Here is a 23,064-nt window from a genome sequence, read left to right as displayed (position 1 = left end):
ATGAGCGGGGATGGATGGGACGGTCGGGTCAGGAGGACCACCAATCGGGGTTGGCGGCGTACCAGCGGACGGTCTCGGCCAGCCCCGTCTCGAAGTCGACCTTGGGGGCGTGGCCGAGCGCGCGCAGCCGGGAGTCGTCGAGGGAGTAGCGCCGGTCGTGGCCCTTGCGGTCCTCGACGAACTCGACCAGGTCCCAGCCGGCGCCGCAGGCGGCCAGCAGCCGCTCGGTCAGCTCGCGGTTGGTCAGCTCGGCCGTGCCGGCGACGTGGTACACCTCGCCGGGCTCGCCGGCCTCGGCCACCAGCCGGACCGCCGCGCAGTGGTCGTCCACGTGGATCCAGTCGCGGACGTTGCCGCCGTCGCCGTACAGGGGGACCTTCTGGCCGCGCAGCAGCCGGCTGACGAACAGCGGGATGACCTTCTCGGGGTACTGGCGGGGGCCGTAGTTGTTGCCGCAGCGGGTGATCGAGACGTCGAGGCCGTGGGTGACGGCGTAGGCGCGGGCCATCAGGTCGCCGCCCGCCTTCGAGGCCGCGTACGGCGAGCGGGGGGCCAGCGGGGCGCTCTCGTCCCACGAGCCGTACGCGATCGTGCCGTACACCTCGTCGGTGGAGACCTGCACCACGCGCGGCGTCCGCGCGTCCAGGCACGCCTGCAGCAGCGTCTGCGTGCCGAGGACGTTGGTGCTGACGAACTGCCCCGCGTCCGCGATCGAGCGGTCCACGTGCGACTCGGCGGCGAAGTTGACGACCAGGTCGTGCCCCGGCACGACGTCGGCCAGCAGCCGCGCGTCGCAGATGTCGCCGTGCGCGAACGTGTGCGGGACGCCCGCCAGGTTGGCGCGGTTGCCCGCGTAGGTGAGCTTGTCGAGGACCGTCACCTCGACGCCGTCGGCCGCCAGCGCGCGGGCGAACGCCGAGCCGATGAACCCGGCCCCGCCGGCGACCAGGACCCGGGAGAACCTCACGCGTGAGAACGTCATGAGCTCATCCGCACCCTGCTGTGGTCGCCGAGCACGAGCCGGTGGGCCCGGGGCGCGCCGGCGGCCGGGGTGACCTGCACGTCGTGGCCGATCAGGGAGCCCTCGACCCGGGACACGCCGGTGATCGACGAGCGCGGCAGCACGATCGAGTACTCGATCTCGCTGTCCACGATCGCGCAGTCGCGCGAGATCGAGGTGAACGGCCCGACGTAGCTGCCCGACACCAGCGTGCCGGCGCCGATGATCGCGGGGCCGACCACCCGGGAGCGCTCGACCACGGCGCCGTCCTCCACGACGACGCGGCCGATGAGCTCGCTGTCGTCGTCCACCCGCCCGTCCGTGCGGCCCTCCAGCGACTCCAGCACCAGGCGGTTGACCTCCAGCATGTCGTTGACGTTGCCGGTGTCCTTCCAGTAGCCGGAGACGACCAGCGACTCGACCCGGCGGCCGTCGTCGATCAGCCGCTGGATGGCGTCGCTGATCTCCAGTTCGCCGCGCGCCGACGGCTTGAGATCGGCCACGACCTCGTGGATGTCCGGGGTGAACAGGTAGACGCCGACCAGGGCGAGGTCGCTCTTCGGCTCGCGCGGCTTCTCCTCCAGGCCGATCACCCGGCCGGAGGCGTCGAGCACGGCCACGCCGAACTGGCGCGGGTCGCTGACCCGGGTGAGCATGATCTGGGCCGACGGCCGGTCGCGGGTGAAGCGCCCGACGAGGTCGTCGATGCCGCCGAGCAGGAAGTTGTCCCCCAGGTACATGACGAAGTCGTCGTCGCCCAGGTAGTCGCGGGCGACGAGCACCGCGTGGGCCAGGCCGAGCGGCGCGTGCTGGTGGAGGTAGGTCACCTCGACGCCGAAGCGGGAGCCGTCGCCGACGGCCGCCTCGATCTCGGCGTGGGTCTCCCCCACGATGATGCCGATCTCCGTGACGCCGGCGGCGGCGATGGCCTCCAGGCAGTAGAAAAGGACGGGTTTGTTGGCGACGGGGACGAGTTGTTTGGCGGAGGTGTGGGTTATCGGGCGCAATCGGGTGCCGGATCCCCCGGCCAGCACGAGCCCCTTCACCGGATTCGTCCCTTCTCGGTGAGGGTTGTCCGGGTGCTCTTTACTGATGGCTGATGATTGCAGTCAAGCGGGTTATTCATACCTCTTCGTGAAGACATCATCGTGATGCCCCGCCTCCTTAACCCGGTGGTAATGCGGCCACAATCTGGCCGCTTCGCATGACACGATGCGAGCATGGCCAACACGCCGTTGCGCATGCTCCGTTTGCTGTCGTTGCTGCAGAACTGCCGGAACTGGTCGGGTCCCGAGCTGTCGGAGCGGCTGGAGGTGAGCCCGCGCACCCTGCGCCGGGACATCGACCGGCTGCGCGAGCTCGGCTACCCGGTGCACGCCACGCCGGGGGCGCACGGCGGCTACCGGCTGGAGGCGGGCACCGCCCTGCCGCCGTTGCTGCTCGACGGCGAGGAGGCGGTGGCGATCGCGATCAGCCTGCGCACGGCGGCCGGCGGCACGGTGGCCGACATCGAGGAGACCTCGGTGCGCGCCCTGGCCAAGCTGGAGCAGGTGCTGCCCGGCCATCTGCGCCGGCGGGTCAACGCGCTGCAGAACTACACGGTCCCGCTCATCGCGAACGGCCCGACCGTCGATCCCGAGGTCCTCACCCTGCTGGCCCAGGGGTGCCGCGACCGCGAGCGGCTCCGCTTCGCCTACAGCACCCGCGAGGGGGCCGAGAGCAACCGGCACGTCGAGCCGTACCGGCTGGTCAACGTCGCCCGCAAGTGGTACCTGATGTGCTGGGACCTCAAGCGCGAGGACTGGCGCACGTTCCGCGTGGACCGGCTGACCTCGCCGTACGCGACGGGCGAGCGGTTCAAGCCGCGCGAGCTGCCGTCGGACGACATCGCCACCTACGTGGCCGAGTCCATCACCTCGTCGCTGGCCCGCTACCGGGCGCTGGTCACCCTGCACGCCCCCGTCTCGGTGGTCGCCGAGCGCATCCGGCCCCGCGACGGCATCCTCACGGTCGTCGACGACAAGACGTGCATGCTGCGCACCGCGGCCGACTCGCTGCAGTGGCTCGCGCTGACCATCGGCATGTTCGACATCGAGTTCGAGGTGCACGAGCCGCCCGAGCTGAAGGAGTACGTCCTCGAACTGTCGGCGCGGCTCGGCCGCGCGGTGGCCGCGCCGGCCGAGCCGGCGCCGCCGGTCCCCTGGTGACGCCCCGGCCGGTGACGTAGTGGCCGGTGACGCGGTCGCCGGTGACGCGGTCGCCGGTGACGCGGTCGCCGGTGACGCGGTCGCCGGTGACGCGGTCGCCGGTGACGCGGTGACGCGCGGCGGGTCAGCCATGCGCGGCCTCCGCCGGCACCCGGGACAGCACCGTGGCCAGGGCGGCGCGGAAGGCGGCCCCGGGGTCCGGCGCGGCGCCCGCCGAGCGCCAGGCGATCACCCCGTCGGGCCGCACCAGTGTGGCGCCCGCGGGCCCGAACCCGTAGCGGCGCGTCAGGTCGCCGTCCGGGTCGCGCAGGTCCTCCCCCAGGACGTGGACGTCCAGGCGGACGCCGAGGTCGCGCGCGGCCCCGGCGGCCGCCTCGGCCCACGCCTTCCCCTCGGGCCCGGCGATCAGCACCCAGCCGTCGCCGTACAGCTCGATCGTGGACACCCGGGCTCCGGGGGCTCCGTCCCGCTCCACCCAGGCGTGCGGCGCGCGGAAGCCGGGGCGGCCCGTGGGGCGCAGCGGGTCCTCGACGGGCTCGGGGTCGTCGTCCTCGGCCACCACCGCGCCGGAGCGGTAGCGGAAGCCCATGAGCACCTCGGCCATGCCCCGCGCGCCCGGCAGGCTGTCGGCCAGGTGCGGGGCCATCCGCTCGCCGTAGATGCTCAGCGACTCGTCCACCACGAGCCGGGCGACCTGCGCGCGTTCGAGGCCGTAGCTGTCGAGCAGCCCCTCCCCCGCCTCGCCGTTCACGACGGCCGCGAGCTTCCACGCCACGTCGAAGCCGTCGCCGACGGCGGTGTTGCCGCCCATCCCGCCGGTCGGCGGGGTGACCTTGGCGGCGTCGCCGACCAGCAGGATCCGGCCGTCCCGCCAGCGGTCGGCGATGTAGGCGGCCATCTCCCACGCCTGCACGTCGAGCAGCACCGGCCGCAGGTCCGGGGCGCCGACGGCCAGGCGGATGAGCTCCTCGCAGCGCCGCGGCGGGTAGTCCTCGGGCCTCTCGCCGCGCGCCGGGTCGTACTGGACGTAGAAGGTGTGCCGGTCGGGCCGGTCGGTCGGGCCGAACGTGCCGGTGAAGGCGGGGTTCTGCAGGTAGTACCAGCCGGTCGAGCCGGGCGGCAGCACCGCGGACAGGTCGGCCTCGAAGATGATGCCGACGAAGTGGGCCAGCGAGCCGTGGCCGTGGCGCGGGATGCCGAGCCGTTCCCTGATCTCGCTGCGCGGGCCGTCGGCGGCCACGAGGTAGCGGCCCCGGACCGTGGTCTCGGCGCCGTCGGCCACCGTGCGCAGCCGCACCGTGACGCCGTCGTCGTCCTGGGCGAAGTCCGTCATCTCGGTGCCGAAGCGGATGTCGGCGCCGTGCTTCTCGGCCTGGGCCAGCAGAATGGGCTCCACCCGGTCCTGGGAGGCGAGGGCCCACGGCATGGGCGTGCAGTCCTCGGTGGCCCCGACCAGCTCCTCGAAGCTCTCGGCGAAGGTGTGCAGCGTCCGGCCGCCCACGGTCTCGGCCACCTTGATGGTGAAGTCGCCCTGCCGGCCGCGGATGTCGGTGGCGGCCATGACCTCGTCGGCGACGCCGCCGATGCGCAGCAGCTCCATGGTGCGCGGGTTTTGGCCGGCGGCCTTGGGGTAGATCGAGGTGCTGCCGTGCCGCTCCACGAGCAGCACCCGCACGCCCCTCCGGGCGAGGAACATCGCCGAGGACAGACCGCCGAGCGCCCCACCGACGATCACCACGTCAACGTCCGGTTCCATCACTGCGGCCTCCTTGACTCGTGCGGAATTTCATGGTCGGAGGCGCGAATCAAGTAATCACTGAGAACGGCTGGACAATTTCGCGGCCCACGGCCAATGCGGTCAGGAGGTGACCGCGCTGCTCGTTATCGTCCGAGGCATGACGAAAAACGGCGGGAGCGACGGGAGCCTCCGATGAGCTCTCCACCCACACTCGCGATAGAGACTTCCGGCCTGCGGAAACTGTTCGGGCAGACCAAGGCCGTCGACGGCATCGACCTGCGCGTGCCGCCCGGGATCGTGTACAGCGTGCTCGGGCCGAACGGCGCGGGCAAGTCGACGCTGATCCGCATGCTGGCCACGCTGCTGCGGCCCGACGGGGGCACGGCGACCGTGTTCGGCCACGACGTGGTGCGCGACTCCGACGCGGTGCGCCGGCGCATCAGCGTGACCGGGCAGTACGCCTCGGTGGACGACGCGCTGACCGGCCTGGAGAACCTCGTCCTCATGGGCAGGCTCCAGGGCTACACCTGGCCCAAGGCCAGGCAACGGGCCGGCGACCTGATGGACGCCTTCGGCCTGACCCACGCGGCCGGGCGGCTGGTCAGCACCTACTCCGGCGGCATGCGGCGGCGGCTGGACATCGCGGCCAGCATCGTCGTGAGCCCCGACCTGCTGTTCCTGGACGAGCCGACCACCGGCCTCGACCCGCGCAGCCGCAACCAGGTGTGGGACATCGTGCGGGCGCTGCTGGCCGGCGGCACGACGATCCTGCTCACCACCCAGTACCTCGACGAGGCCGACGAGCTGGCCGACCGCATCGCGGTCGTCGACCAGGGCACGGTCATCGCCGAGGGCACCACCGACGAGCTCAAGGCCTCGGTCGGCCAGGTCGCCCTGCACGTGCGGCTGCGCGACCCCGGGCAGCGCGACAAGGCCGAGGACCTGCTCACGCAGGAGCTGGGCGTCCCCGTGCACCTGGAGGGCGACCCCGCCGAGATGTCCGCCCGCGTGGAGGACAACTCGCGGGTGCTCCAGGCGCTCGGCGCCCTGACCCGCGCCTCGATCGAGCCGGCCGAGTTCTCCGTGACCCGGCCGAGCCTGGACGAGGTGTTCCTGACGCTCACCGGCCACAAGGCCGACGACCAGTCCGCCGGGGACGCCGGAGAGGAGGCGGCGGCATGACCTCGTCGATCGAGCACGTCGACGACCGGGTGATGGCCATCCTGGTCACCCACGAGAGGCCGCCGAAGGCCAGCCCGGTGTCGGCGACGATCACCCACCTGTGGCGTGGGATCATGGCCTTCAAGCACTTCCCCGCGCAGCTCATCGACATCATCCTGCTGCCGGCGATCTTCCTGCTGCTCTTCACGTACCTGTTCGGCGGCGCCTTCGCCGGCTCGCCGAGCCAGTACCTCCAGTTCTTCCTGCCGGGCATCGCGGTGCAGAGCGTCATCCTCATGACCGTCTACACCGGCACCGCGATCAACACCGACATCAACAAGGGCGTCTTCGACCGCTTCCGCACGCTGCCGTTCTGGCAGCCGGCGGCGATCGCCGGCAACCTGGTCGGCGACGTCCTGCGCTACCTGATCGCGCTGACCATGACCATCGGCATGGGCCTGGCGCTGGGCTTCCGGCCGGGCGGCGGCATCCTCGGCGTGCTCGCGGCCATGGGGGTGCTGATCGTCTTCGCGTTCAGCGTGAGCTGGATCTTCGCCGCGATCGGCGTGGTCGCCAGCGTCCCGGAACGGGTCTCCGGCACCAGCATGATCGTGATCTATCCGCTGCTGTTCATGAGCAACATCTTCGTCCGGCCCGAGACCATGCCGTCGTGGATGCAGGTGCTGGTCAAGGTCAACCCGCTGAGCCACGCGGCCACGGCGTCGCGGGCCCTCATGCACGGCACGGCCGGGTTCTGGGACGTGATGTGGGCGCTGATCGCCTCGCTGGTCATCACGGTGGTGTTCGCGCCGCTCGCCGTCCGTCTGTACCGCAGCAAGAACACCCGCTGAGCGGGCGGGACGCCGCTCATTACAGCGCCCCGTCGCGGATATTCCCGATGGGGCGCTGAACACGTTAAGTAAGCGATCACTTACATACTAGCACTTGGGCCTTACCGGATGGGCTTGACAGGTGACACAGCACATATTTAGCCTATCATGGAAAGCTGGGGACGATTCAATTTTTAATCGTCCTCTTTCATGTGGGGCAAGAAAGAAGGAATGTTCGAAATAATGGAGTGACAATGACTGGACCTCCGCTTTCCTCATCCTCGTTGGTGTCGCGGTCCCGGCCCGCCGACGTCCGGCACCGCATCGACACGCTGACCGATCCCGACTCCTTTGTGGAATTCGGCAGCCAGGCCCGACATAGGGTCACGGCCTTCGGCATGCAGGCCAAGCGCCCGGCCGGCGACGGCGTCGTCACCGGGCACGCGACGGTCGACGGCCGCCCGATCGGGGTCTTCGCCCAGGACCCCTCCGCGCTCGGCGGCTCGCTGGGCGAGATCCACGCCGCCAAGATCGAGGCGGTTCTGCGGCAGGCCGGCCGCGCCCGGATGCCGGTGGTCGGGCTGCTCGACTCGGGCGGCGCCCGCATCCAGGAGGGGCTCGCGGCCCTCGACGGCTACGGCGCGATCTTCCGGGCCAACGTGCAACTGTCCGGCCGGGTGCCGCAGCTCAGCCTGATCCTCGGGGCGTGCGCCGGCGGCGCCGTCTACTCACCCGCGCTCACCGACATCATCATCATGCTGCGCGAGAACGCCCACATGTTCCTCACCGGGCCCCAGGTCGTCAAGGCGGTCACCTTCGAGGACGTCAGCCCGGCCGACCTCGGCGGCAGCGAGATCCACACCCGCCACTCGGGCGTCGCGCACCTGGTCGCCGCCGGCCCGGCGGAGGCCATGGACCTGGCCCGGCGGGTCCTTTCCTACCTGCCCGACTCCTGCTGGGACGAGGTCCCGATGGGCATGCCGGCGCCACCCGGCGCGATGCCCCGGCTTCCGGACAGCCCCCGCGTCCCCTATGACGTCCGGCAGGTGATCGCGGGAATCGTGGACTCCGACAGTTTTCTCGAGCTTCAGTCGCGTTTCGCTCGCAACCTGGTCGTGGGTTTCGCGCGGATCGAGGGCCGCCCGGTCGGCGTGGTGGCCAATCAGCCGCTGGCGCTCGCGGGCGTCCTGGACATCTCGGCGTCCGAGAAAGGGGCGCGTTTCGTCCGGCTGTGCGACGCGTTCGGATTACCTCTCGTGACCCTGGTCGACACCCCGGGTTTTCTTCCCGGAACCAAACAGGAAACAAATGGAGTGATACGCAAGGGTGCGAAACTGCTTTACGCGTTCTCCGAGGCGACCGTGCCGCGGCTGACCGTGGTGCTGCGCAAGGCGTTCGGCGGCGCGTACATCGTCATGAATTCCAAGTCGTTGGGGGCGGACGCCGTGTTCTGCTGGCCGAGGGCGCAGATGGCAGTCATGGGTGCGGAAGGAGCGGTCGACATCGTCTACCGGCGGGAGTTGCGCGAAGACCCCGGGGTGCGCCCCGACCTGGTGGCGGGCTACGAGCGCGAGGTGATGGCGCCGCACCTGCCGGCCGAGCGGCTGTCGGTGGACGAGGTCATCGAGCCGGAGCAGACCAGGCCGGTGCTGGCCGCGACCCTGCGGACGCTGGCCAGGTCGGTCCGTCCCCGGTTCCGTCACGACAACCTTCCCCAGTGAGGGCGGCGTTCTCCGCTCGGGCGTCGGCCACCGAGCCGGGCAACGGGACGATCCGCGTCGTCATCGCCGAGGACCTGGACATGGTGCGCGGCGCGCTGGTGGCGCTGCTGCGGCAGGAGGCGGACATCGAGGTCGTGGGCGCCGTGTCCGACGGGAGGCAGATCCTGGCCACCGCGCGGACCGGCGCGCCCCACGTCGCGGTCATCGACGCCGACCTGTGCTGGAAGGACCGGTTCGCGGCGGCCGTGGAGCTGAAGGAGACGCTGCCCGGCTGCGACACCCTGCTGCTGAGCAGCCTCGCCCGGCCGGCCACGGTGCGCCAGGCGCTGTCGGCCGGCGTGGGGGGACTCATGCTGAAGACCTCGCCGCCCGAGCAGCTCGCCGACGGCATCCGGCGGGTGGCGGCGGGGTACCGGGTCTTCGACGCCGACCTGGCGCTGGTCGCGTGGGGCTCGACCGGGTGCCCGCTCACCGACCGCGAGCTGGAGGTGCTCCAGCTCGCGGCGGAGGGGGACGAGATCCGGGAGATCGCGAGCGCGCTCTTCCTGTCGCCGGGGACCGTGCGCAACTACCTGACGGTCGTGGTGAGCAAGCTGAAGGCGCGCAACCGCATCGACGCGATCCGCATCGCCCGCAAGTCCGGCTGGATCTACTGAGCCGCTGGGGGATGCCGCGCGCGGGTCGGCGCCAGGGGGATGCGCGGCGCGAGGACGGGGACGGTGGGGGATGACGGTAGGGGGATGCTGAGTGCGCGGGCGGCGCCGGGGGGTTACTGCGGTTCCCCGCGCGCCGTCCCGTGGACCGGCTCGTGTTCCGGGACGAACCGCCCGAAGCGCCCCTGGTGGTAGAGCAGGGGGCGGCCCCGCTCGTCGATGCGCGTGCCGGTCACCAGGCCGACGACCAGCACGTGGTCACCGATGTCCGCGGTGCGGTACGGGGAGCAGGTCAGGTGGGCCGTGACGCCCTCCAGCAGCGGCGTGCCGAACTCGTCCGCGCTCCACCGGGTCGGCGGCGCGAACCGGTCGACGTGGGTGCGGGCGAAGCGGGCCGCGATGTCCCCCTGGTCCCCGGCCAGGATGTTGACGGCGAAGCGGTCGGCGTCGCGCAGCCACGGCCAGGTCGAGGACGTACGGCCGAGGTAGAAGGCCACCAGCGGCGGCCGGAGGCTGACCGAGGAGAAGGAGGTGGCCGTCACCCCGACGGGGACTCCCCCGACCGTGGCGGTGACGACGACCACCCCCGCCGCGTGGCCGGCCAGCGCGCGGCGGAACTCCTCCTCGCCGACCGCCCGGTCGCGGTACGCGCGGCTCATCGGTGCGCGGGTGCCGTACCGGCGGGGATGCCCGAGGGGGCGCCGCGGTGCGCCGCGGTCAGGTCCTCCAGCGCCGGCACGACCTCGTTGGGGGTGGGGCAGTCGAGCATCTCCTCTCTGATCTTGGCCGCGCCCGCCCGGAACGACGAGTCGGCCAGCAGGTGGGCCAGGCCGTCGCGGACCGCGCCTGGCTGGCGGGCGGGGCCCGGCGGCAGGTACATGCCGGCGCCGAGCTTCTCCAGGCGCAGCGCGCGGAACACGTCGTCCCACTGCCAGGCGAGCGCGAGCTGCGGGACGCCGTAGAGCGCCGCGCCGGCCCAGGTGCCCGCGCCGCCGTGGTGGACGACCGCGTCGCAGCTCGGCAGCACCACGTGCAGCGGCACGCTGTCGACCACGCGGACGTTGCCCGGCAGCGGCCGTATCCGCTCGCCGGCCTTGACGGTGGCGATCACCTCGACGTCCAGCTCGGCGATCGCCTCCAGCAGGTCGGCGACGGCGTCCAGGCCGGAGAAGCCGGTCGTGCGCTCGGTCATGCCCTGGGTGACGCACACCCGGGGCCGGTCCGGGTCGGTCCGCGACCAGGAGGGCACGACGGCCGGCAGCGGCCCGTTGTACGGGATGTAGCGCATCGGCACCAGCGGCTGGTCCAGCTCGAAGCGGACGCTGGCCGGCATCTGGTCGATGGTCCAGTGGCCGGTGACGACCTCCGGGCTGAACTCGGCGCCGTGACGGCCGAGCGTCCAGGTGAGCCAGTCGCGCACCGCGTCGTCGCGCAGTTCGGGCGGCTGCGGCGCGAGCAGCCGCTGGAAGCGCTGGTACACCTGGAGGAACAGGTCCGGCCCCCACAGCAGCCGGGCGTGCGCGGCGCCGGTGACGTGCGCGGCCACGGCCCCGGCGAAGGTGAACGGCTCCCAGATCACGAGGTCGGGCCGCCACCAGCGGGAGAAGGCCACCATCTCGTCGACCATGGAGTCGTTGTTGATCTGGGCGTAGAACATCGCGGTGAGCATCGTGGTGGACGACTCCAGGAAGTCCAGGTCGAGCAGCTCGGGGCGGCCCTCCAGGTAGTCGGGGTTCTGATGCAGGGCGAAGACGCCGGGGGCGGCGGCGGTCATCACCTGTTCCACCTGGTGGTCGTCGCCGACGGGCACGGCGGTGAGCCCGGCCCGGGCGATGCTGGGGGTCAGCGCGGGCTGGCTGGCCACCCGGACCTCGTGCCCCGCGGTGCGTAACGCCCAGGCCAGCGGCACCATGCCGTTGAAGTGGGCGTCCATGGCGAAAGACGTGACCAGCACGCGCATCGTCGAATCTCCTCACGCCCCAGGTCCCGCGAAGGACCCGGGTCTCCTAACGGCACAGGGGAAGCCTGACCACGGCCCGCACGACGGGCGAGCGCATGCGGCGCACGACGGCTCCGTCCGCGCGCAGGCCCGGCCACCGGCTGGCGGCGGCGCGGACGATCTCGGTGGCGACCACGCGGGCGAGCGGGGCGACGAGCTCCTCGGGCCCGCCTCCGGTCAGGGAGAGGCTCGGGGCGCCCGCGTGGGCGAGGTCGAAGCGGTCCGGGTCGGCGACGCCGGCCAGGTCGCGGTTGGCGGCGTCCACGACGATCACGACGTGGGCGTCGGCGTCGATCTCCTGGCCGTGCGCGGCCAGCGGCTCCTGGGCGGTCCTGCTGACCAGCCGCACCGGCGGCGACCAGCGCAGGGTCTCCTCGACGGCGTCCGCGGCCAGCTCGGGCGAGCGGCACACGGCCGCCCACTGGCCGGGGTGGTCGAGCAGCGCCACGATCGCGTCGGCGGCGGTGGCGGCCGCGATCTCGGCCCCGGCCACCAGGTGGAGCAGGCAGGCCGCCGCCACGTCCGCCTCGCCGAGGCCGGTGGCCAGCATGGCGCTGACCGCGTCGTCCCCGGGCTCGGCCGCGCGGGCCGTCACGAGGTCGTGGACGAGGACGCGGGCGCGGGCCACGGCCTCCTCCAGGTCGCGGGCGACGGGCAGCCGCGGCGGGCACAGCACGGCGTCCAGGGCGACGCCCAGCCGCGGCAGCAGCTCCGCCAGCTCCCGCTCCGCGGGGCCCGGGTCACCGGCTCCCGGCTCCTCTGCGAGCGAGCCGCCCTCACCCGCGCGCGTTCCCTCCCTCCTCAGGCCCTCCCTCCTCAGGCCGCTCGCGGCTCCGTTCAAGGGGCCGGAACCACGTGGGCCCGAGCCGCCCGCGTCCGGGCCGCCGGGGCCGGACAGGCCGAGGACGCGGGACAGGGACGCGGCCACCGCCGGTCTGACCAGGTCGGCGGCCAGGTCGAACGCCTCTCCGGCACGGTCGGCGACGCGCCCGGCCGCGTGCCGGACGTCCGCCCGCCACGCCCCGGCCGTCACCGGGCCGAGCACGGGCCGGTTGACCCGGTCGAGCCGCCGGTAGTCGGCCAGCGGCAGCGTCAGCAGGGCGTCGTCCATGGGCGTGACGTGGCAGGTGCGCCAGGTCTCCCACAGGTTCTCGCCCAGGTGCGCCCGGTCACCGCCCGGGTGGCCGGTGTCGAGGCGCGGGTCGCGCAGCAGCGCGGCGGCCGCCTCCCCGCTGGCCGTGACGCATGTGCCGAGGTGGCTGCGGAAGAGGGGGCCCGCGCGCCTGATCTCGTCGCCGAGCGCCGCGGTGTCGTCGCCCTCGCCCCGCAGCAGGCGGGCGTACGGGTCGCCGAGCGCGCCCAGGACGAAGTGGAAGCCGCGGATCGTGAGCAGGTGACGGCCGAGCTCGCTGGGGGTCACTGCGGTCGGCACTGTGGGCGGCAGGGTCTGCGGCGTGGTCGGCATCGTGGTGCTCCTCAGGTGGTGACGCGGTGGGGCGTGCTGAGAGTGTGCGAGCTGATGGCGGCGGCCAGCGGTTCGTGGACGGCCGAGGCGAGCGCGTGCCCCATCTCGGCGAGCTCCACGACCCGCGCCCCGGGGATGAGGTCGGCGACGTGCCGGGCGTGCGGCGGCGGCGCGGCGGGGTCGCGCATCGCCTGGATCGCCAGCGTGGGCACGCGCACCCCGGCCAGCTCCGCGCCCCGCGAGACCGGCGGCTGCGGGATCATGTGGTGGTTGATCGGCTCCTGGAAGGAGCCCGCGTGCGCGACGGCGCGCAGCTCGCCGCGGCGGAACTCGTCGGCGTCGAACGGCAGGTCCTCGCCGTTGAGCAGCCGCCACTTCTCCACCCGCCGCTCCAGCTCGGCCTCCGGCCCGTCGACCGGCTGCGACATCAGGGTGATGACGTCCAGGAAGCGCCGGGTGGGCAGCGGCAGCCCGTCGGCGGAGGGCGCGTCGCTCATGACGCGTTCGATGTTGGCGTCGAAGTCGACGTCGAGCGCCCCGCCGAGCATGAGGGTGAGGCTCAGCAGCCGGTCGGGGTGGTCGATGGCGAGGAGCTGGCCGATGGTGTGGCCGAGCGACATGCCGACGACGTGCGCGGCGGGGACCTCCCAGCCGTCGAGCACGGCCAGCGCGTCGGAGACCAGCTCGTCGAAGCCGTACGGCCGCGCCTGGAAGGTCGCGAAGTCGATCGCGGTCGAGCGGCCGGTGTCGCGGTGGTCGTAGCGGATGACGTGGTGGCCCTTCTCGGCGAGCAGCGCCACCAACGCGTCGGGCCACGACTTGGCCGACAGGTTGCCGCCGGCGACCAGCAGCAGCGGCGGGGCGGCGGGGTCGCCGAAGTCCTCGCTCCACAGGGACACCTCGCCGTTGGCGATGACACGGGTCGTCACGAGACCTCCTCGGCCGGGGCGAGCACGATCAGGGACAGGTCGAAGGGGATCGTCGGGTTGGGCAGGCGGCGCACCGACTCCACGGCCAGCCCGGCGCGGGCGGCCAGTCCCGCCCACGCGTCGCGGGTGCGCAGCCGCCCGCCGAGGAAGACCAGCATGCGCAGGTCCAGCTCGGTGAAGCGTTCGTTGCCGGCGTTCTCGGCCAGGTCGTCGCGCTCGTAGACGAGGATCCGGCCGCCGGGTTCGAGGGAGTCGGCGCAGCGGGCGAGGATCCGCGCGGCGTCCTCGTCCGGCCAGTTGAGCAGCACGAACGACAGCAGCATGACGTCGGCCTTGCACGGCAGCGGCGCGAAGAAGTCGCCCTCGATCACGTCGCAGCGGTCGGCGAGGCCCTCGGCGGCCAGGTGGTCGCGGGCGACCTGCGCGGTGCCCGGCAGCTCCAGGATCGTGGCGGTCACGTGCGGCGCGGCCCGCGCGACGGCCGCGACGAAGCCGCCCGTGCCGCCGCCGACGTCGCACACGTGGCGCACGCCGCTCCAGTCGTAGGCGGCGGTGGGCGCGTCGTAGGCCACGTGCTGGTCGCAGGCCATCAGCGACTCGAACGACTCGCGCAGGCGCGGCTCGGCGGCCAGGTCGTCGTAGAAGGGCCGGCCGTAGACGTCGGCGTACGTGGGCCGGCCGGTGCGGACGGCGTCCAGCAGCCGGGTGAAGCCGACGTCGGCGCGGGCCACGATCTCGCCGAGGTCGTGCCAGGCGCGCTGGGCGGCGGGGTGGTCGTCGGCGAGCACCTCACCCATCGCGGTCGGGGCCAGGCGGCCGGGCTCCGGCTCGGCCAGCACGCCGACCGCGACGAGGTGGCGGATCAGCCGGGCCAGCGCGTCCGGGTCCGTCCCGGTACGCTCGGCCAGCTCGCGGAGGCCGGTGGCGCCGTCCTTGATGTGGTCGACCAGGCGGAGGGTGGCCGCCACGCGCACCGCCATCGGGGTGTGCAGGCTGCCGAGCCGGATCAGGCCCCACAGCGGGTCGTCGTCGCGCGACTCGGCCATCAGGGACGCCACCCGCCGTCGGCGGGCCACGGCATGTCGAGCTGCCGGTAGGTGCCGAGGTAGTCGGGCCAGTCGCGGTGGTCGCGGATCTTGCCGTCCACGATCCGGATCAGGTGGATCTGCTCACCGGCGAACCTGCGGCCGGTGGGCGGCATCCCGACCAGGTTGCCGACGTGGCGGCCGTAGAGCACGAGGTGGGCGCGCACCCACTCGCCGTTCTCCTCGTAGCCGATCTCCTCCAGGCAGGCGTCCTCGGAGAAGGCGTACTTCAGCCACTTGACCGCGCCCGCGAACGCCTCGGGGCCGCGCCCGTCGGGATTGTGCTCCAGCGCGCCGGGGTTGAGATATTCCGGATGAATGAACTCCTCGACGTCTCCGGTTTCGCCGCTGTTGTACGCCGCCACCATGCGGCGGACGATTTCGATCTGCTTGCTCATCGGCGCTCCCTGAATGGGTGTGTCTCCGCGTCGATTGTTCGCTCCGGTACGCGCGCGGGACAAGCGGGAAAGGCGGCTGTGCACCCGTTCTCGACCGGTTCTCCAGAGGCGCTCGAATACTGGTGATTGCGCAGAAGGGAGGGCTTGTGGACAGCTCGGCGTACAAGCGACAGGTCGCGGGGGTCTTCGACGACTCCGCCGCGCGCTACGACCGGACGGGGGTGGAGTTCTTCACCCCGATGGGCCGCCGGCTCGTGGAGCTGGCTGCTCCCGTCGCAGGTGAGAGGGTGTTGGACGTCGGTTGTGGCCGGGGCGCCAGCCTCTTCCCCGCGGCGGAGCTGGTGGGGCCGCGCGGGCACGCGCTGGGCATCGACCTGGCCCCGGCCATGGTGGAGGAGGTCGGCAAGGAGATCGCCGCCCGCGGCCTTTCCCAGGTCGAGGCGCGGGTGATGGACGCGGAAAATCCGGAACTTCCCGCGGGCGCTTTCGACGTGCTGCTCGGCGGTTACAGCATCATTTTTCTGCCCGACGCGCCGGGGGCGCTTTCCCGGTATACGGAATTGCTCGCCGACGGCGGGCGGATCGCATTTACGAGTCCGGTTTTCCGGGCCGGGACTTTTCCGTTCCTGCCGCCTGAGTTCACCCCGCTCATTCCTTCCTCGCTGTTGGAGCACCTGCCTCCGGAATGGCAGCCGGAGGCGCTGGTGCGGCGTTTCAACAGCTGGCTGGAGGACGCCGGGGACCTGGCGGCGACGCTGGAGCGGGCCGGCTACCGCGAGGTGCGGGTGCTGGACGAGCCGGTCCGGATGACCGCCGAGTCCCCCGAGCGGTGGGTGGAGTGGTCGCACACCCAGGGGATGCGGCTGCTGTGGCAGAACCTGCCCGCGCCGCAGCGCGAGGACCTGCGCGAGCGGCTGACCGAGGGGCTCGACCGGCTTCGGGGCGGGAGCGGGCCGGTGGTCATCGAGGTCCCGGTCCGCTTCGTCACCGCGCGCGTCGCCCGAGGATAGATCCGCCCGAGACCGGCCCGGCCGACGCCGGGCCGGTCGACGCCGGGCCGGTCGACGCCGGGCCGGTCACGGGCAGAGCGGACAGGGCGGACAGTCGTTCCAGGGCCGCGTCGAAGGCGGCGCGGTCCGCCTCGGGGCCGCCGGCCCGCGCGGGCAGCAGCGCCACCACCTCGCCCCGCCCGGCGCGCACCGCGCGGTGCCGCCGGGCGATGGTGCTCAGCCCCTGCCCCGGCCCGGCCTCGACGCACACGACGTCGTCGCGGGCAGACAGGACCGCGTCCAGCGCCGGCCAGAACAGCACCGGCCGCACCGGATGACCGGCCCAGTAGTCCGGGTCGGCGGCCGTCTCCCCGGTCAGCGGCGCGGCCGTGTAGCAGGAGCGCAGCGGGATGCGCGGCGCGCGCACGGGCGTGGTGGCGAAGCCGTCGATGGCCGCGGAGGCCACGCCCGCCAGCATGGGGCTGTGGAAGGCGGTCATCGCCGGCACCGGGGCGCAGACGAACCCGTCGCGCCGCAGCCGCTCCTCCACCTCGGCGAGCGGGCCGGACGGCCCGGCCAGGATCGTCTGACGGGGCGCGTTGACCGCGGCGACCACGACGTCGCCGGTCAGCACCTGCTCCAGGTCGGCGGCCGAGGCCGAGACCGCGAGCATGCCGCCCGGAGGCGCCTCGGCCAGCAGCCGGATCCGCTCCTGCACCAGGCGCGCGCCGTCGCGCAGGGTGAACACGCCGCCCAGCACCGAGGCGGCCATCTCGCCGATGCTGTGGCCGAGCATGACCCACGGCCGCACCCCGTACTCCATCAGCGTGCGGCCGAGCGCGTAGTTCAGCGCGAACAGCAGCGGCTGCGAGCGGGTGACGTGGTCGAGCGGGACCCGCGGGTCGTCGCTGAGCCAGTCGCGGCGCATCGCGTCGCCGTCGTCGAAGGCCTCCAGCACCTCGTCGAGGGCGGCGGTGAAGCGCGGCTCGCCACCGTACAGGCCCCACGCCATCCGCGGGTGCTGCGACCCCTGGCCCGGGAACATCACCATGGTGACGGTCACGTCTCGCCCCTCTCCCCCGCCCACGCCGGGCGGCTCAGCGCCTCACTGCCGCCCACGCCGGGCGGCTCAGGACCTCGACGACCGCGCAGGACCACGAGAAGCCCGCGCCCACGCTGGCGAGCAGGCACAGCTCTCCCGGCCCGACCGCGCCGGTGGTGACGAGGTGGTCGAACCCGGCGATCGGGTCGCCGGCGCCCAGGTGGCCGACGTGGCGGCTCCACGGCCAGGTGGTGCGCTCCGGGTCGATCCCGTACGGGGCGAAGAAGCCGGCCCTGAGCCGGCGCAGCCCCATGTGCGGCAGCGCGAAGCCCTTGACATCCTCCAGGGCCACGCCCGCCTCCACCAGGGCCCCGGTCAGCGCGGCCTCCTGCCCGGCGCTCACCTTGGCGGCCGTCGCCGCCCGCCCCACCTCGCGCACGTAGGCGCGCTTGTGCAGGTCGAGGTCCACCGTGGGCAGCTCCTCCAGCGACGGCGCGCCGAACGCGTCGCCGCCCCGGTGCATGCCCTCCAGCTCCGGGTCGGAGACCGTCACGAGGCTGCGGATCCGGGCGAAGCCGGTCGCGCGCGACAGCACGAGGGCCGTGCCGCCGTCGGCGTAGACGGTGCCGGGATCGCTGCGCCAGCGGTCGAACCCGGGCGGGTTCATCCGGTCGCCCGTCGTGATCAGCGCGCCCGTGCGGGCCGCGGAGGCGTCCAGGTAGGCGGTGGCCAGTTCGAGCGCGGCCATCCCGCCGTTGGAGACCTGCCGGACCTCCATGGCGGGGCAGGCGTTGCCCACCGCGGCCCGCTGCACGTACGAGGCGGGCGCCCACAGGTGGTGACCCTGGAAGTAGAGACCGGCGTGCAGGACCAGGTCGATGTCCGCCGGGCCGGCGCCGGCGCGGGCGAGCGCCGTCCGGGCCGCCCGGGCGGCCATCTCGGGGCCGCTCTCCTTGTCGGCGACGGCCACCGCCAGCATGCCGGTGGCCGCGGCGAGCGGCGGGTCGCACTCGCCCGCCTCCAGTGCCCGCTCCGTCGGCACGGCCGGCGGCAGCCACGCCGCGCACCCGGCGATGTACGACCCGCCGGTCATCGGCGCACGACCATCGCGCTGTTGAAGCCGCCCGCCCCGCGCGCCACCACCAGCGCCGCGTCCCCGGTGATGGGCCGCGGGTCGCCGAGCACGAGGTCCACGGGCAGTTCCGGGTCCACGTCGCGGACGTTCGCCGTCGCCGGGGCCACGCCCTCGCGCAGCGCCAGCAGCGCAGTCACGACGTCGAGCGGCGCGGCGCCCGAGTACAACCGGCCGGTCAGCGTCTTGGGAGCCGTCACCGGCACCCCGCGCGGCCCGAAGACGGCCGCGAGCGTCCGCGCCTCCTCCGCGTCTAGGCCGGGATCGGCGGCGGCATCGGCGATCACCAGGGCCACGTCCGCGGGGGCCACCCCTGCGTCGGCCAGCGCCGCCTCGACCGCCCGGATCAGCGCCGGCGGCCGTCCGGAGCCGGGCGGCGGGTCGAAGCTCGCCCCGTAACCGGCGATCCGCCCGTACACCCGGGCGCCCCGCGCGCGGGCCGCCTCTCCCTCCTCCAGCGTCAGGATGGCGCCGCCCTCGCCCGGCACGTGCCCGCCGGCCCTGCGGTCGAAGGGCAGGTACGCGGCGGCGGGGTCGCCGGCCGTGCTGAGCCGCCCCCAGCGTGTCAGGGCGGCCAGCCCGTACGGGCACAGCGAGGAGTCCATCCCGCCGGTCACCATCATCCGCGCCCCGCGCGCGACCTTGCGGCGGGCGTGCGCGATGGCGTCGAGCCCGCCGGCCTGCTCGGTCACCATGACCCCGACCGGTCCCCGCAGGTCGTGCCGGATGGAGATCTGGCCGGTGTTGACCGCGTAGAACCACGCGAACGACATGAACGCGCTGACGTGGTCGGGCCCGTCGTGCCACAGGTGCTGCAGCTCCCGCTGGCCGAAGTCGAAGCCGCCCGAGGCGCTGGCGGTGATCACGCCCACGTCCAGCGGCGAGCCCGGCTCGAACCCGGACTCGGCGATGGCCCGGTCCGCGGCGTAGAGCGCGTACTGCGTCATGAGGTCGGTCTGCGGCAGGATCCGGGCCGGCAGATGGTCGCGGGGCTCGAAGCCGTCCACCTCGCCGGCCAGCGGCGAGGGCAGCCGGGCGGCGTCGAAGCGGCGCAGCGGCCGGATGCCGCTGCGCCCGCTCAGCAGCGCCGCCCAGTACTCCTCGGGGGTCAGGCCGACGGGGGCGACCACGCCGACCCCGGTGACCACGACGTCCGTGTCATGCATGTGATCACCCTTCGAAACGGCGCAGCAGCATGGCGCTCTGGAAGCCGCCGAAGCCGCTGCCCACGGTCAGCGCGACGTCCACGCGCTGCTCGCGCGCGACCAGCGGCACGTAGTCCAGGTCCAGCTCCGGGTCGGGTTCGTGCAGGTTGGCCGTGGGCGGGATCGCGCTCCTCGTCACCGCGAGGGCGGCGGCCGCCACCTCGATCGAGCCGATGGCGCCCAGCGAGTGGCCGATCATCGACTTGATCGAGCTGATCGGCACCCGGTGGGCGTGCTCCCCGAGCGCGGTCTTGATCGCCGCGGTCTCGTGCCGGTCGTTCTGCTTGGTGGCCGTGCCGTGCGCGTTGACGTAGCCGATCTCGGACGGGTCGCAGCGCGCCTCGTCCAGCGCCGCGGTGATCGCCGCGGCCATCTCGGCGCCGTCGGAGCGCAGGCCCGTCATGTGGTACGCGTTCCCGCGCGAGGCGTAGCCGGTGATCTCGGCGTACACCCGCGCGCCGCGCCGCCGGGCCGCCTCGGCCTCCTCCAGCACGAGCACGGCCGCCCCCTCGCCGAGCACGAACCCGTTGCGGGTGCGGTCGAAGGGCCGCGAGGCGCTGCCCGGCGTGTCGTTGTAGCTGGAGGTGGCCTTGATGGCGTCGAAGCAGGCCACGGTGATGGGCGCGATCGGCGCGTCGGTGCCGCCCGTGACCATGACGTCGGCGCTGCCCTCGCGGATCAGCTCGCAGGCGTAGCCGATGGCGTCGATGCCCGAGGTGCACCCGGCCGACACCATCGACACCGGGCCCTGCGCGCCGACCGCCCAGGCCACCTCGGCGGCCATCGAGCTGGGCACGAAGTAGTCGTACAGGTACGGCGAGGCCTGGGTGTGGTCCACCTCCCAGGCGGCGCCCCGGCCGCTGATGGCCACGTACTCCGACTCCAGCTTCTGCGTGCAGCCGACGGCGCTGCCGAGGGCCACGCCGACCCGGTGGGCGGCGGACTCCTCGACCTCCAGGCCGCTGTCGGCCATGGCCTCGCCGCAGGCGGCCAGCGCGAACTGGGCCGCCCGGTCCAGCCGCTCGGCGGCGCCCTCCGGCAGGCCGGCCTGGCCGGGGTCGAAGTCGGCCTCGGCGGCCATCTGGGAGCGGAACGGCGCGGGGTCGAACGCGGTGATCCGGCGCGTGGCGGTGGCGCCGGACATCAGCAGGTCCCAGAACGGCTTGACCCCGATCCCGCCGGGGGCGATCACGCCGATCCCGGTGACGACCACCCGCCTGCTCATGGCCGTCCCGTCGCCGCGGTCCCGCTCTGCCGCGCCTCGGGCAGGGCCGCGGTCCGCGTCTGCCGCGTCTCGTACAGGGTGGGCTCGCTGGTGCTGAGCGCCCGCAGCGCGCCGGCGTGCGGGGCGAAGTCCGGGTGCCGGACGGCGGCGCGGAAGGCGGCCTCGTCCTCCCAGGCGGCGATGTTGACGTACTGACGGTCCTGCCCGCTCTCCAGCGGACGCAGCAGCATGTGCCACAGGAAGCCGGGCCTCGATCCCATGAACTCCGAGGTGGCGGCGAACACGCGCTCGAACTCCTCGGCCGGGCCGTGCAGGAGGAACCGGTTCACGAACGTGACGGCTCCCCCGAACTCCGTGTGCGGCATCCGTACTCCTCGGTCGTGGGCCGCCGAGTCGGTCGACAGCTCTCAGCACGACGCTGCGGCACGGTTCTCGCGGCCCGCTCGAACTCAGGTCGTCTAGCGCCATTCGAGCCGCCGGTGTGACCCTTGCGCCGACCGAAAGGAGAACCCCATGTCCGAGGAAGGCCGGGTCGCCCTCGTCACCGGTGGCACCAGCGGCATCGGGCTGGCCGTGGCGCGGTCCCTGGGAGGCGCCGGTATGCGCGTCTTCCTGTGCGCGCGCACGCAGGACGCCGTCGAGCTGACCCTCAAGGGGCTGCGCGAGTCGGGGGCCGAGGCCGACGGGCGGGTGTGCGACGTCCGCGACGCCGCCGCGGTCCAGGAGCTCGTCCGGGCCGCCGTCGACCGGTACGGCCCGATCGACGTGCTGGTCAACAACGCCGGCCGCGGCGGCGGGGGCGTCACCGCGGAGATCCCCGACGAGCTGTGGCAGGACATCCTGGACACCAACCTCACCGCGCCGTTCCGGATGATCAAGGCGGTGCTGACGACGGGCGGGATGCTGGAGCGCGGGCGGGGGCGGATCATCAACATCGCCTCGACCGCCGGCAAGCAGGGCGTCGTGCTCGGCGCGCCGTACTCCGCCTCCAAGCACGGGGTCGTCGGCCTGACGAAGGCGCTGGCCCTGGAGCTGGCCAAGACCGGCATCACGGTCAACGCCGTCTGCCCGGGCTACGTCGAGACGCCGATGGCGCAGGGCGTGCGCCAGCGGTACGCGGCCTTCTGGGGCGTCACCGAGGACGAGGTGCTGGCCAAGTTCCAGGACAAGATCCCGCTGGGCCGCTACTCCACGCCGGAGGAGGTCGCCGGGATGGTGAGCTACCTCGTCTCGGACACGGCGGCGTCCATCACCGCGCAGGCGATCAACGTCTGCGGCGGACTCGGCACCTTCTGAGCCTCTCTGAGCTCTCTGACCCATAGGAGCGTCCGTGGCGACCTCACCCACGCACGAGACCGAGCACCAGATCACCCTTTCGGCGGACCCGCGGGCCGTCTACGCGGTCCTCGCCGACGCGACCGCGTGGCCGGCGGTCTTCCCGCCCTCCGTCCACGTCGAGCGGATCGAGGAGAACGGCGGGGAGGAGCGCATCCGCATCTGGGCGACCGCCAACGGCAAGCCCAAGACGTGGACCTCGCGGCGCGAGCTGGATCCGGAGCGGCTGCGCATCCGCTTCCGGCAGGAGGTGCCCGCGCATCCCGTGGCCGCCATGGGCGGCGAGTGGATCGTCGAACCGGTCGACGCCGCCACCACCCGGGTCCGGCTGACGCACGACTTCAGCGCGGTGGACGAGGACGGCGTGGACTTCATCGCCAAGGCCGTCGACCGCAACAGCGAGGCCGAGCTGGCGTCGCTGCGGGCCGCCGTCGAGGACGCGGGCGAGGTGAGCCGGCTGGCGACGTTCGAGGACACGGTACGGGTGGACGGCGCGGCGGCCGACGTCTACGACTTCCTCTACCGCGCCGACCTGTGGCCGGAGCGGCTGCCGCACGTGGCCCGGATCGTGGTGGAGTCGGAGACGCCCGACGTGCAGCTCATGGAGATGGACACCCGCACGGCCGACGGCTCGACGCACACCACGGCCTCCGTGCGGGTCTGCTTCCCCGAGCACCTGATCGTCTACAAGCAGCTCCGGACGCCGAAGCTGCTCTCGGTGCACACGGGCCGCTGGACGGTGCGGCCGGAGGGCGACGGCGCCGCGGTCACCTCCCAGCACACGGTGGCGATCGCCCCGGAGGCGATCGCGGGCGTGCTGGGCGAGGGCGCCACGATGGCCGACGCGCACGCGTTCGCGCGCGAGGCGCTGAGCCGCAACAGCATGACGACGCTGAAGGCGGCCAAGGAGTACGCCGAGGGCCGCCGCTCGGCGCGCGTCTGACGGCGGT

Annotated in this window: 22 protein-coding genes; 8 read left to right on the top strand and 14 right to left on the bottom strand. The window is 73.2% G+C overall.

The window, feature by feature from the left end; genetic code table 11:
• Positions 1-28: 28 nt before the first annotated feature.
• Positions 29-982 (bottom strand): dTDP-glucose 4,6-dehydratase, encoded by a 954-nt coding sequence (rfbB, locus tag HTZ77_RS24020; protein WP_175591928.1) that lies wholly within the window; start codon positions 980-982, stop codon positions 29-31.
• On the bottom strand, positions 979-2,046 hold the full coding sequence (locus HTZ77_RS24015; RefSeq protein ID WP_175591927.1) for a glucose-1-phosphate thymidylyltransferase: 1,068 nt from the start codon (positions 2,044-2,046) through the stop codon (positions 979-981). The genes rfbB and HTZ77_RS24015 overlap by 4 nt, the downstream gene beginning before the upstream one ends.
• 174 nt (positions 2,047-2,220) lie before the next feature.
• Between HTZ77_RS24015 and HTZ77_RS24010 the strand changes: the two genes are divergently transcribed.
• A complete protein-coding gene (locus tag HTZ77_RS24010; RefSeq protein ID WP_175591926.1) occupies positions 2,221-3,207 on the top strand; it encodes a helix-turn-helix transcriptional regulator in 987 nt (328 codons plus the stop codon).
• Positions 3,208-3,331: 124 nt separating this feature from the next.
• Here the strand turns inward: HTZ77_RS24010 and rdmE are convergent, their stop codons facing one another.
• Entirely contained in the window at positions 3,332-4,963 is a 1,632-nt protein-coding gene (rdmE, locus tag HTZ77_RS24005) for an aklavinone 12-hydroxylase RdmE (RefSeq protein WP_175591925.1), read from the bottom strand.
• Positions 4,964-5,137: 174 nt separating this feature from the next.
• Here rdmE and HTZ77_RS24000 point away from each other — a divergent pair, with 174 nt between their 5' ends.
• From HTZ77_RS24000 to HTZ77_RS23985, 4 genes are all read left to right on the top strand, one after another.
• Entirely contained in the window at positions 5,138-6,127 is a 990-nt protein-coding gene (locus HTZ77_RS24000) for an ATP-binding cassette domain-containing protein (RefSeq protein WP_175591924.1), read from the top strand.
• Entirely contained in the window at positions 6,124-6,957 is an 834-nt protein-coding gene (locus HTZ77_RS23995) for an ABC transporter permease (protein WP_175591923.1), read from the top strand. The genes HTZ77_RS24000 and HTZ77_RS23995 overlap by 4 nt, the downstream gene beginning before the upstream one ends.
• 266 nt (positions 6,958-7,223) lie before the next feature.
• A complete protein-coding gene (locus tag HTZ77_RS23990) occupies positions 7,224-8,657 on the top strand; it encodes an acyl-CoA carboxylase subunit beta (protein WP_328808755.1) in 1,434 nt (477 codons plus the stop codon).
• On the top strand, positions 8,654-9,313 hold the full coding sequence (locus HTZ77_RS23985) for a response regulator transcription factor (protein ID WP_328808736.1): 660 nt from the start codon (positions 8,654-8,656) through the stop codon (positions 9,311-9,313). Before HTZ77_RS23990 ends, HTZ77_RS23985 begins: the two co-directional genes overlap by 4 nt.
• Positions 9,314-9,426: 113 nt before the next feature.
• On the opposite strand, the gene HTZ77_RS23980 is transcribed toward HTZ77_RS23985, so the two are convergent.
• The 6 genes from HTZ77_RS23980 to HTZ77_RS23955 are packed head-to-tail and all read right to left on the bottom strand — an operon-like array spanning position 9,427 to position 15,186.
• On the bottom strand, positions 9,427-9,969 hold the full coding sequence (locus HTZ77_RS23980) for a flavin reductase family protein (RefSeq protein WP_175591921.1): 543 nt from the start codon (positions 9,967-9,969) through the stop codon (positions 9,427-9,429).
• The gene (locus tag HTZ77_RS23975) at positions 9,966-11,270 is read right to left on the bottom strand and encodes an activator-dependent family glycosyltransferase (protein WP_175591920.1); all 1,305 of its coding nucleotides are present in this window, start codon (positions 11,268-11,270) and stop codon (positions 9,966-9,968) included. Before HTZ77_RS23975 ends, HTZ77_RS23980 begins: the two co-directional genes overlap by 4 nt.
• 46 nt (positions 11,271-11,316) lie before the next feature.
• Positions 11,317-12,774, bottom strand: a complete 1,458-nt coding sequence (locus HTZ77_RS23970; RefSeq protein ID WP_175591919.1) for a cytochrome P450 family protein — start codon at positions 12,772-12,774, stop codon at positions 11,317-11,319.
• 11 nt (positions 12,775-12,785) lie between these two features.
• A complete protein-coding gene (locus HTZ77_RS23965; RefSeq protein WP_175591918.1) occupies positions 12,786-13,703 on the bottom strand; it encodes an alpha/beta fold hydrolase in 918 nt (305 codons plus the stop codon).
• A complete protein-coding gene (locus HTZ77_RS23960; RefSeq protein ID WP_175591917.1) occupies positions 13,700-14,749 on the bottom strand; it encodes a methyltransferase in 1,050 nt (349 codons plus the stop codon). Before HTZ77_RS23960 ends, HTZ77_RS23965 begins: the two co-directional genes overlap by 4 nt.
• On the bottom strand, positions 14,749-15,186 hold the full coding sequence (locus HTZ77_RS23955; protein WP_175591916.1) for an ester cyclase: 438 nt from the start codon (positions 15,184-15,186) through the stop codon (positions 14,749-14,751). The genes HTZ77_RS23960 and HTZ77_RS23955 overlap by 1 nt, the downstream gene beginning before the upstream one ends.
• Before the next feature lie 146 nt (positions 15,187-15,332).
• Here HTZ77_RS23955 and HTZ77_RS23950 point away from each other — a divergent pair, with 146 nt between their 5' ends.
• A complete protein-coding gene (locus HTZ77_RS23950; RefSeq protein ID WP_175591915.1) occupies positions 15,333-16,196 on the top strand; it encodes a class I SAM-dependent methyltransferase in 864 nt (287 codons plus the stop codon).
• Here the strand turns inward: HTZ77_RS23950 and HTZ77_RS23945 are convergent.
• Genes HTZ77_RS23945 through HTZ77_RS23925 form a run of 5 tightly spaced genes read right to left on the bottom strand, consistent with a single transcriptional unit; the run spans position 16,171 to position 21,144 of the window.
• The gene (locus tag HTZ77_RS23945; RefSeq protein WP_328808735.1) at positions 16,171-17,238 is read right to left on the bottom strand and encodes an acyltransferase domain-containing protein; all 1,068 of its coding nucleotides are present in this window, start codon (positions 17,236-17,238) and stop codon (positions 16,171-16,173) included. The two genes, HTZ77_RS23950 and HTZ77_RS23945, sit on opposite strands and share 26 nt — an antisense overlap.
• Positions 17,239-17,272: 34 nt before the next feature.
• Positions 17,273-18,310 (bottom strand): ketoacyl-ACP synthase III family protein, encoded by a 1,038-nt coding sequence (locus HTZ77_RS23940; RefSeq protein ID WP_175591914.1) that lies wholly within the window; start codon positions 18,308-18,310, stop codon positions 17,273-17,275.
• Positions 18,307-19,515 carry a ketosynthase chain-length factor gene (locus HTZ77_RS23935; protein WP_175591913.1) on the bottom strand — a complete coding sequence of 403 codons (1,209 nt, stop codon included), beginning with the start codon at positions 19,513-19,515 and terminating at the stop codon, positions 18,307-18,309. The genes HTZ77_RS23940 and HTZ77_RS23935 overlap by 4 nt, the downstream gene beginning before the upstream one ends.
• Positions 19,516-19,519: 4 nt before the next feature.
• On the bottom strand, positions 19,520-20,779 hold the full coding sequence (locus HTZ77_RS23930) for a beta-ketoacyl-[acyl-carrier-protein] synthase family protein (protein ID WP_175591912.1): 1,260 nt from the start codon (positions 20,777-20,779) through the stop codon (positions 19,520-19,522).
• Positions 20,776-21,144, bottom strand: coding sequence for an antibiotic biosynthesis monooxygenase family protein (locus HTZ77_RS23925; RefSeq protein WP_175591911.1), 369 nt, complete (start codon positions 21,142-21,144; stop codon positions 20,776-20,778). Before HTZ77_RS23925 ends, HTZ77_RS23930 begins: the two co-directional genes overlap by 4 nt.
• A gap of 148 nt (positions 21,145-21,292) precedes the next feature.
• On the opposite strand from HTZ77_RS23925, the gene HTZ77_RS23920 reads away from it, so the two are divergent.
• A complete protein-coding gene (locus HTZ77_RS23920) occupies positions 21,293-22,075 on the top strand; it encodes an SDR family NAD(P)-dependent oxidoreductase (protein WP_175591910.1) in 783 nt (260 codons plus the stop codon).
• A 34-nt stretch (positions 22,076-22,109) separates the two neighbouring features.
• Positions 22,110-23,057 (top strand): aromatase/cyclase, encoded by a 948-nt coding sequence (locus HTZ77_RS48340; protein ID WP_175591909.1) that lies wholly within the window; start codon positions 22,110-22,112, stop codon positions 23,055-23,057.
• Positions 23,058-23,064 lie beyond the last annotated feature (7 nt).

It is taken from the genome of Nonomuraea montanisoli, assembly GCF_013363975.1.
GTDB lineage: Bacteria > Actinomycetota > Actinomycetes > Streptosporangiales > Streptosporangiaceae > Nonomuraea > Nonomuraea montanisoli.
This window is presented reverse-complemented; position numbering and strand designations above follow the sequence as displayed.

Coding starts and splice junctions, on each gene's coding strand:
- rfbB (WP_175591928.1), bottom strand. CDS start 982: ATGACGTTCTCACGCGTGAGGTTCTCCCGGGTCCTGGTCGCCGGCGGG.
- HTZ77_RS24010 (WP_175591926.1), top strand. CDS start 2,221: ATGGCCAACACGCCGTTGCGCATGCTCCGTTTGCTGTCGTTGCTGCAG.
- rdmE (WP_175591925.1), bottom strand. CDS start 4,963: ATGGAACCGGACGTTGACGTGGTGATCGTCGGTGGGGCGCTCGGCGGT.
- HTZ77_RS24000 (WP_175591924.1), top strand. CDS start 5,138: ATGAGCTCTCCACCCACACTCGCGATAGAGACTTCCGGCCTGCGGAAA.
- HTZ77_RS23995 (WP_175591923.1), top strand. CDS start 6,124: ATGACCTCGTCGATCGAGCACGTCGACGACCGGGTGATGGCCATCCTG.
- HTZ77_RS23980 (WP_175591921.1), bottom strand. CDS start 9,969: ATGAGCCGCGCGTACCGCGACCGGGCGGTCGGCGAGGAGGAGTTCCGC.
- HTZ77_RS23975 (WP_175591920.1), bottom strand. CDS start 11,270: ATGCGCGTGCTGGTCACGTCTTTCGCCATGGACGCCCACTTCAACGGC.
- HTZ77_RS23970 (WP_175591919.1), bottom strand. CDS start 12,774: ATGCCGACCACGCCGCAGACCCTGCCGCCCACAGTGCCGACCGCAGTG.
- HTZ77_RS23960 (WP_175591917.1), bottom strand. CDS start 14,749: ATGGCCGAGTCGCGCGACGACGACCCGCTGTGGGGCCTGATCCGGCTC.
- HTZ77_RS23955 (WP_175591916.1), bottom strand. CDS start 15,186: ATGAGCAAGCAGATCGAAATCGTCCGCCGCATGGTGGCGGCGTACAAC.
- HTZ77_RS23940 (WP_175591914.1), bottom strand. CDS start 18,310: ATGACCGGCGGGTCGTACATCGCCGGGTGCGCGGCGTGGCTGCCGCCG.
- HTZ77_RS23935 (WP_175591913.1), bottom strand. CDS start 19,515: ATGCATGACACGGACGTCGTGGTCACCGGGGTCGGCGTGGTCGCCCCC.
- HTZ77_RS23930 (WP_175591912.1), bottom strand. CDS start 20,779: ATGAGCAGGCGGGTGGTCGTCACCGGGATCGGCGTGATCGCCCCCGGC.
- HTZ77_RS23925 (WP_175591911.1), bottom strand. CDS start 21,144: ATGCCGCACACGGAGTTCGGGGGAGCCGTCACGTTCGTGAACCGGTTC.
- HTZ77_RS23920 (WP_175591910.1), top strand. CDS start 21,293: ATGTCCGAGGAAGGCCGGGTCGCCCTCGTCACCGGTGGCACCAGCGGC.